We start from the raw sequence: 6,171 nt of genomic DNA, 5'->3' as shown, positions 1-6,171 counted from the left end.
GATCCAAAACAACTTAAAATTATATCTACAGCTATACCATCATCTTCACAATACACAGCCATTTTATCAAAATACATTTCGCCTATTTCACGAACATCTTCAACATTACTCTTTAATGCCAAAAGAGCAAGTTTATTAGATAATTCTTCACTGATAGATTTAAACAAATAGATAAATATTCCAATATTTTGATAATCTTGATCATCAATTGCATCTTTAGTGTATAACCAAATATTTTTTTTTAACCAATTTTTATCTATAGATAGGATAATATCTTGACATAATTTGGTATTTCCATCTAAATTTTTCATTACTTCTATGATATTTGGCAATAAGTTAACCTTCATTTCTTCTGGTAGTTGCTTAATTACATGTAATAATAAAGGGTTTACTACTCCTGTTAAATCTTTTCTAATTAATTCTACAGATTTAGGGGAATTTACTAATAAAAAAATGTTATCAAGCATACTATCTTGCAATTTAATACATTCTTTAATAGCATTTTGAATTTTATTCAATTCATACATTTTATTTTTTTCCAGCATATTCCAAAGGGAGGGAGTTAAATAATTCAATAAATTTTTTAGGATACATTTTAAACCGACTGTATCAATCCACATCACCCCATTAGGCGCATACTGACACAAGTTAAACCCATCCAAAAGCCCAATCGAGTCCGGCTGTGTAAATCTACCTATATCTGGGTCGCAGTACCTTAAGGTATTGTAATGTAAGCTAATTTATTTGTCTAAATATTGTCCTTGAGAGCTTAGGTTCTGTTGTATTTTTGTTAGGCGTGTTCGGCTCATAGCGATAGTACTAAGTACCGCTGGCAGTCTGTTTGCTGTGGGGGATAGCTGTTTGTTACATAGGTGTATTGGATGTTCTATTGGTGTAATATATCCCTACCACTTTCAATAAACTACATGATTACATTCAGAGTTATGAATTAAAAGCTATTGCAATTAGATTTCACTATGACTAAAAATTTCCAATTTTTAATCAAGGTCTAAAAATGCATCATTTTCATAATAAAAAATGAAAGATCTGAATAAATCGTCTAGTGTAACATTGTCTGATTGCCCTTGAGCATAACTAACTACATCTTCAATACTCGATCCGTCTAAGGTCTCTATCCATTTGTCATTTTTAGCTTGTTTTGGAAGATATTCATCTGAGTCAGGAGGAAAATCCCAACTATCCAAAGAAAATACACCTTGTGTATCAAGATTCCAAGTAGTTTTATCTGGAGGAAGATACAACCAAGTTTGAGGGATTTTATCTGGATGAGAAAGAATTTCTCGAATCGTCATTAGTTCCATATTTTTCTCACTTAAAACATTATTAACATTTACCACTAAGCCTTTTAAAGCCAAATTTCTGATTTGGATATAAACTATTACACCTGATAAATTTTTGTGAACCCTGTACCCCCACTGCTCGATCCACATCACCCCATTAGGTGCATACTAATACAGATTATACCCATCCAATAGCCCAATCGAGACCGGCTTTGTAAATCTACCTATATCTGGGTCGCAGTACCTTAAGGTATTGTAATGTAAGCTAATTTATTTGTCTAAATATTGTGCTTGAGAGCTTAAGTTCTGTTGTATTTTTGTTAGGCGTGTTCGGCTCATAGCGACAGTACTGGGTACCGCTGGCAGTCTGTTTGCTGTGGGGAGAGCTGTTTGCTCCATAGGTGTATTGGAGGCAGTGTAAATCAAGCTGTTGGTTAAAGCGTAACAAGTTTTGATTTTGGATACTACAGTCCTCTTTGTGTCTTTTATCCAGTAGGTTGGTTACGGCATTGTATTGCAGGGTTTCCCTGTCGGCGTGATTGCGGCAATTTTCGATTCTGCCGGTGAGGTCATAGAAACAAAATTTAAAGTTAAATTAAAATTAACAAATCTCTTTTACAATTCTAGACTAATAAAAAGTTTAATTTTATAGCTTATATTTATATAAATTGAAACTAATTGTGTATTAAATACACATATGCAACTTTTTGGAGACCCTCATAAATTTCGAATTTATTTTGTGATTCCAAGCGGCTTTCTGGTGCTGTGTCCATTAAAAATCTTACCGCTCCTAAAGAGCATATCTCATTATTTTTAATTTCGCACTCATCTATCTCAAATACTACGCTCCATGCATTATTCGGCCATTCTTTATCCTCTTTAAAACGAGATACGGCATAGTATTTTCCCGCAGGTGGAATTGTTTTTCTGCCTCCTTTAGACTCTGGAAGCCATACAATCTTTACACGATTCATAAAAAATTATCTCCTACACTGCTCTAGCATAGTTTTCTAACTTTGATTACTTTAATCTATGTTATCTTAGCGTATTTATTTAAATCCATAACTTCAACATATCTCGCCGGACTTATACCATCAAGGTGAGTATTAAAATATAGTCTATTTTTTATAATGATAAATTTTTCTGGGATAGTCCAAAATCAATATACCCTTCCGAACTTATAACAAGACACCACTTATTGGATGAATCAAAAAAATAATGATGTTGAGGAATATTTTCAATAGCAAATGCAAGAAACCTCTCAAATTGCTGATTTGTTAACTGCACTGCAAAATTTAAAGACGAATCATTTATATAATAAATTACGCTACTTTTTTTTATTTCAACAAATATATCATTGTTATATAAAAAATTTTTTATCAGGAATAACCAGTTAGAATAGTTTCCAAAAAGTTGACTGCTTTTATAGTTAATAGTTTTTGTCCAATCAATCTTTGTTCCTTTCCAATCAAAAGAATCTGATAATTTATCTGCAATGTCTCCCCAATTATCTATCAGTTTTGGTTGATCGAATAATTGAGTGAGTTGTATTTTGATTTCATCATCAAGTGTCATAAATTTTTCCGTGATTGAGATGGATGCACAAATAAATTTTGAAGTTTGGTTACTGCGGATTCAGTAGCATCAAATAAAAAGTGTTCACCTTTATCTTTTTCACTAAACACATTATATGAGATCCATTTTTTCCATCTACAGTTGTCATTCCTATAGGCTTTTGTTTAGTTGAGCCAAATTTTCCTATATTAACTTTTCATAGCTATACTACGGGTACCACTGGCAGTTTGTTTGCTGTCGTAGGTGTATTGGAGGCAGTGTAAATCAAGTTGTTGGTTAAAGCCTACCACGTTTTGGTTTTCGGGTACTGCTGTCTTCGTTGCGCTTTTATCCAGTAGGTCAGTTGGGGCAGCTTTCGATTCTGCCGCTGATGACATAGTTTTATGTATTAACCAATTAAAATCTAAAAATCCCAATATACTTTAGTCCATTATAATTTTCTTTAAGAGGTTTTTGGATATTGAATTCACTTAATTCATCATCTGCTATATACCAAACTACAGCATTAGCTTGTTCTATACCTAATTGATGGCATTTTGTTTCAATTTGTTGTATGCAATCTAAATCTGATGTAACAAATTCATCAATCAGTTTATCAATTTTGACGCTTTTTTTTAACGGTTTAGGATAACCGATAAAGTCTTCATCATACCAATCATTACCCGTATCTTTACAAAAATCACAAACTATATATTTAGGACTATCAATATCATACTTATAGTCCAATTTAAAATATTTATTATATTCTCTAGTTGGCATAGTATTCGTGCCTATCCATAGATGCCAATTTTTTGTTAGATCGTTTTGTTCAATGATAGGATATTTAGAGTCAGCTTCAAATTCACCTATGTATTTTAATCCATTGTAATTTTCTCTATAAGGTTCTTTTACCTCTAATTCCAATATTGGATCGTTATTAACATACCAAAATACTGCATTTGCCGATTTAATGCCTAATTCATTTCATTTTTGTATTATTTTTTTCTTTTCATTTTCATTTACTTCCACTTTATTAATAACAAAATCCATATTTTCAGGGGAAGAAAATTTTTCTAAAATGATTAGATTTTCTGTCATGTATGCAATATTTCCAGTGTCTGCACAAAACAGGCATCTTGGTTTAGGATTTAAAGGATCTTTTTGTATTCCTTCAAACTGGCGAAAATAATTTTTGTATTCTTCATCTGAAGAAAAATTATTACCTATCCATAGGTGAATAGTAACTTTATCCGAATTTAAATGACTCATCACTAATATTCCTTATTCATAGACAATTGGGTTTAGTTTTCATATGTTTATCATGCATACTGTCTATTATATTTATTGCTTGCGATTTTGAAGTAGCTTTATTTAATCTACCCATTAATTTAATATGGAATTCTCTCACCGTCTTGATAATGATGGTGTTCCAAATAAGCACTGGTAAATTTTTGGATAAATTTACTGCTATGCTGATAATCCGTTTTGGGTTCAAAAAAACCGTTTTCTGTTGTCCATTCATATACACTTTTATTTAGAGGCATTTTTGTTAAAACGCCACTTAAAAGATTTTTTTTAATAAAGTTTTCTGCCTGTTCTAACTCGCTATACACACCTGAGCAAAAATCAGCTTCATGTCCATGAAAAACCCATATAAATGATGTCATTACTTTTTTCCATTTAGTCTATTTGATTTACTCTTTATTTTGAATACACCAGTCATAACAACTAATATCAACTGGCATGCTTCTGTTGGTACGAATTTCCTGAATCATTTTTAGTCAGTTATAAAATTTTTCATTCAACATTTACGTCCGTAGATTTACATATTCTTCAAAAAAAGATTTAAACGATGGAGCAAGAACATTTAATATTTTTTTTGAAAAAAGATCATAATTAATAATTTGTCCAAAAGTATCTTTTCTACAATCAACACACCAACATACTTCGTCATCCTTAAAATAGATAACCGCTAGATTCATCGGTAACGAGTATTCATTTCGACATTGACAGGTATCATAATAAATACTACCTTCAGATTCTGTTAATGCATCATTATTCACTATGCCTGATATCTCTTCTTCTACAATACCGCCACCACCAACTAATAAAATAAATTCTTTCAACTCGGCTGGTAATGACAATTTTAATTTATTTTCAAGTATTTTAATTTGAGATTCATCACAAGAACCTAGCCAATATACTTCATCTTCAGCTTCATTATGCAATTTCTCAATAAGGCTTTTAATCTTACTCATATATACCTAATTCTTCTGCTTTTTCAATTAATTCATCTTGCAACGTACCTTGTATTTCTTCGCCATTATAGGTTAAGACAAAATCACCATTAATATTAGGAGGAAAATGTGAGCCATCTATTGTTCCAAAAATTGTTGACATTGTGTCTACCATTACTATGCGTAAAAAATTAAAAATCTTTTCTTGATCTTTGTTTGATAATCCGACGACTATACTTCTTAATCTTGAAAAAGGATCTGCTTCATTTATTGGTTGACTTGAGTCACTTAAGTTTACTTTATAATATTGAAGCCCTTCATCAAGTAATTCAGATAAAAGTAACTTAACTACTAATTCATCATTTTTTAAAATTTTCATTTAACATCCTTTTTTACTATTATGTTTTACCTTGTTTAATTCAGGATACATTTTTTATTTTTAGCTATTAATTCTTTAAGGGGATTATTGGTGATTTTAGGAGGGGTGCTTGTTAACGTTCAAATATTTCTCACTAATAACACTCTTGCACTTTCAAAATGATTTCCTGATGCTGTTTTTCATTATATCTTTTTATAAAATTTTTTATACTTGCTTTAGGCACATACTGATACAAGTTAACACCACTCAAAAGCCCAATCCGATCTGGCAGAAAACTGATGTAATAAGCATGCTAAATGAGCCGTTCGGACTCAATCTAATACCGACTATAAAAATACCATATTCAAAGTTAATTATTTTTTACTTTCTCTGATTTGAGCTAAGCCATTTTCAAGACGACTAAGATTTTCATATTTGTTAGCAGCTTGACTTCTATTTAAATATTTAAGCCATCCATCTACAGCTGTATTAAATAATGCTAGACCTTCTGGCGTTACATTTTCCCTTTTAATAACGGTATCGATTTTTAATTTTCCTTGCTCATCAAAGGGCTCAACATCGATTAATAATTTTTGTTTTTTTAAAAAACCGAATAAAGCTGTGGCAGTTTCAATGACATCATCTTGCCATTTTTTGCTTTTATTTTTAGTAAGCAACATAGGAATATTATATAAAGGATAATCAATTATTTCTTTATTAA

General features: G+C 31.0%; 10 protein-coding genes and 1 pseudogene. All 11 read right to left on the bottom strand.

What is annotated here, in order from left to right:
• Nucleotides 1-590 precede the first annotated feature (590 nt).
• A pseudogene (locus A9G03_RS12935) lies at nt 591-782 on the bottom strand (RHS repeat-associated core domain-containing protein); the annotation flags it as partial.
• 216 nt (nt 783-998) lie between these two features.
• Nucleotides 999-1,313, bottom strand: coding sequence for a DUF7716 domain-containing protein (locus tag A9G03_RS12245; protein WP_143425863.1), 315 nt, complete (start codon nt 1,311-1,313; stop codon nt 999-1,001).
• Nucleotides 1,314-1,975: 662 nt separating this feature from the next.
• A complete protein-coding gene (locus A9G03_RS12240; protein ID WP_065799355.1) occupies nt 1,976-2,275 on the bottom strand; it encodes a hypothetical protein in 300 nt (99 codons plus the stop codon).
• Between the two features lie 151 nt (nt 2,276-2,426).
• Nucleotides 2,427-2,876 (bottom strand): type IV secretion protein Rhs, encoded by a 450-nt coding sequence (locus A9G03_RS12235; RefSeq protein ID WP_065632888.1) that lies wholly within the window; start codon nt 2,874-2,876, stop codon nt 2,427-2,429.
• A 188-nt stretch (nt 2,877-3,064) separates the two neighbouring features.
• Nucleotides 3,065-3,292 carry a hypothetical protein gene (locus A9G03_RS12230; protein ID WP_065799352.1) on the bottom strand — a complete coding sequence of 76 codons (228 nt, stop codon included), beginning with the start codon at nt 3,290-3,292 and terminating at the stop codon, nt 3,065-3,067.
• Nucleotides 3,273-3,779, bottom strand: coding sequence for an immunity 22 family protein (locus A9G03_RS12225; RefSeq protein WP_082209467.1), 507 nt, complete (start codon nt 3,777-3,779; stop codon nt 3,273-3,275). The genes A9G03_RS12230 and A9G03_RS12225 overlap by 20 nt, the downstream gene beginning before the upstream one ends.
• A gap of 60 nt (nt 3,780-3,839) precedes the next feature.
• Nucleotides 3,840-4,124, bottom strand: coding sequence for an immunity 22 family protein (locus A9G03_RS12220; protein WP_065799350.1), 285 nt, complete (start codon nt 4,122-4,124; stop codon nt 3,840-3,842).
• A 119-nt stretch (nt 4,125-4,243) separates the two neighbouring features.
• Nucleotides 4,244-4,522: a DUF7710 domain-containing protein gene (locus tag A9G03_RS12215; protein ID WP_065632886.1), complete on the bottom strand. Its 279-nt coding sequence runs from the start codon at nt 4,520-4,522 to the stop codon at nt 4,244-4,246.
• 141 nt (nt 4,523-4,663) lie between these two features.
• Nucleotides 4,664-5,113 (bottom strand): SMI1/KNR4 family protein, encoded by a 450-nt coding sequence (locus A9G03_RS12210; protein WP_065632885.1) that lies wholly within the window; start codon nt 5,111-5,113, stop codon nt 4,664-4,666.
• Entirely contained in the window at nt 5,106-5,471 is a 366-nt protein-coding gene (locus A9G03_RS12205) for a hypothetical protein (RefSeq protein WP_065799348.1), read from the bottom strand. Before A9G03_RS12205 ends, A9G03_RS12210 begins: the two co-directional genes overlap by 8 nt.
• 353 nt (nt 5,472-5,824) lie before the next feature.
• Nucleotides 5,825-6,171, bottom strand: a 347-nt coding sequence (locus A9G03_RS12605; RefSeq protein WP_082209466.1) for a hypothetical protein, incomplete at its 5' end; no start/stop codon positions are given.

The sequence above is a fragment of the Gilliamella sp. wkB171 genome (assembly GCF_001693755.1).
Classification (GTDB): Bacteria; Pseudomonadota; Gammaproteobacteria; order Enterobacterales; family Orbaceae; genus Gilliamella; species Gilliamella apicola_F.
This window is presented reverse-complemented; position numbering and strand designations above follow the sequence as displayed.

What these genes read in the sequence shown, in the direction of transcription:
- A9G03_RS12245 (WP_143425863.1), bottom strand. Translation starts at nt 1,313, where the DNA reads ATGACGATTCGAGAAATTCTTTCTCATCCAGATAAAATCCCTCAAACT.
- A9G03_RS12220 (WP_065799350.1), bottom strand. Translation starts at nt 4,124, where the DNA reads ATGAGTCATTTAAATTCGGATAAAGTTACTATTCACCTATGGATAGGT.
- A9G03_RS12215 (WP_065632886.1), bottom strand. Translation starts at nt 4,522, where the DNA reads ATGACATCATTTATATGGGTTTTTCATGGACATGAAGCTGATTTTTGC.
- A9G03_RS12205 (WP_065799348.1), bottom strand. Translation starts at nt 5,471, where the DNA reads ATGAAAATTTTAAAAAATGATGAATTAGTAGTTAAGTTACTTTTATCT.
- A9G03_RS12210 (WP_065632885.1), bottom strand. Translation starts at nt 5,113, where the DNA reads ATGAGTAAGATTAAAAGCCTTATTGAGAAATTGCATAATGAAGCTGAA.
- A9G03_RS12240 (WP_065799355.1), bottom strand. Translation starts at nt 2,275, where the DNA reads ATGAATCGTGTAAAGATTGTATGGCTTCCAGAGTCTAAAGGAGGCAGA.
- A9G03_RS12235 (WP_065632888.1), bottom strand. Translation starts at nt 2,876, where the DNA reads ATGACACTTGATGATGAAATCAAAATACAACTCACTCAATTATTCGAT.